This window comes from Brevibacterium sp. VCM10, assembly GCF_000583215.1.
GTDB lineage: Bacteria > Actinomycetota > Actinomycetes > Actinomycetales > Brevibacteriaceae > Brevibacterium > Brevibacterium linens.
The window spans coordinates 1-1,582 of sequence record NZ_JAJB01000114.1; the positions used below are offsets into that span (position 1 = coordinate 1).

The window sequence follows — 1,582 nt, forward strand, 5'->3', positions numbered from 1 at the left end:
CGCCGAGGTGGTCCCCGACGTTCCCGTCGGAGCCGCCGCGATCGCCGAATCCCCGCTTCACCCCTACCGGGCGTGGGTCCATGTGGAGGTCGCCGCTGAGGAGCAGGGCCAGGGTCAGGGGCGTGAGCTCTTCGACGCGGTGTGCGCCGAGACGCGGGGGACTGCGCTCGAAGGTCTCGATCTGCGCGCCCGTGTCCATGCCGGCAGCCCGGGCGAGGGTTTCGCGCAGGCGCTCGGCTTCACCCCGCTGACGACGACTCGCGTGATCAAGGTGCCCGCCGGAGCTCTGCCCCCGGCCGGAGGCGGTCGGGCCGAAGACCTCGAGATCGTCGCCACCGGTTCGGTGAAGCTGACGAAGGCGTTCCTCAACTGGTACAGCGCCGTCAACCGCGTCGATGCCGTGGGTCCCCTGACCATCGGACAGGTGAACAACGCGTTCCTCTCCGAGGCGGCCGGTGCTCACGGTGCTGCTCTGCTCAATGGCGCTGACGGGACCGCCGAGGCGGGCGGGCTCAGCGCCTTCGCCGTGTCCTATGCGCGAGAAGCCGATGAGTCCGCCGGCGTTCTGCCCTCGGCCGGTGAACCGGGTGCCGGAACCGGTGCCGGGGACGGGACCGCCGTCGTCGATCAGGCCGTTGAGGAACCGCCGACCGAGCTCATCCTCGGATCCATGTTCGAAACCCGTGACGATGCCGCCGAGACAGGCGGCGAGGACTTCGCCGCGGCTGTCGCCGACGCCGAACTCCTGCTGGCGCGGCTGTCGGTCGACGCCGATGTCGTCATCGAAGTCACGAGCGGAATGCCCGTGGTCTCGGCGCTGGCCGACCGCCTGCTCGACGCTGGAACCGCCACCGAGCTCTACCGCTACGAGACCCTCTCAGGACCGCCTGCCGACGTGAGCTGAGTCAGGTTCGACTCCCATCGAGGCTGACGACGCGGACGGGGCGGGCCTGATCCTCGGTGATGAACAGGCCGGTCCCCGGCAGCCCGTCGAGCGGAGCCTGTCGCAGCACTCCGAGCGCGGTGAGATCCTGCCCGGTGTGGACGCCTAAAACGAGAAGCGGTCCGAGATTCTGAGCCTTGGCCAGTGGGGAGCCATAGCCGGGAGTGAACCGTGTCGGCGCGGTGAGCACATGGCAGCGTCCGTCGAGCAGATCCCAGTCGACCGGATCCGACTCCAGATGCGCATCATCGTGGACAGAGACTCCGCCGAGGCTGTCCAGGTAAGTCGCGAATCCGGTCTTGCCGCTCTGCGGAGAACCGCGAACCGTGAGCACCGAACCGTCCCGCCGGGGATCCCACATGACAGGGTCGCCGAATGCGTCGACACCGATGGGGATGCCGCCCGGCATGCTGCCGAAAAATTCCTCGGACGCGACCGCAGGTTGGTCAAGACCCCGCCAGCGTGGAGCGAATCCCTTTCGGGACTCCGGAATGCCGGGTGGTCCGCCGAGGATGCTCGTGCCCGCCCCGGACATCGACGAATCGAATCGTGCCGCGACGTCGGGTGCGAATTGCACATCGGCACCGTCCCCGCCGGCAGCCTGCGCGCAGGGGCCGCGGATGACGGCGCGCAGATCCG

The 1,582-nt window shown here is 69.0% G+C and carries 2 protein-coding genes; one reads left to right on the top strand and one right to left on the bottom strand.

The features are described from left to right. The coding region (locus AD89_RS20220; RefSeq protein ID WP_025780961.1) for a GNAT family N-acetyltransferase at positions 1-904 on the top strand (904 nt) is incomplete at its 5' end. Position 905: 1 nt separating this feature from the next. On the opposite strand, the gene AD89_RS20225 is transcribed toward AD89_RS20220, so the two are convergent. After that, a partial coding sequence (locus tag AD89_RS20225; protein WP_025780962.1) for a hypothetical protein occupies positions 906-1,582 on the bottom strand: 677 nt, incomplete at its 5' end.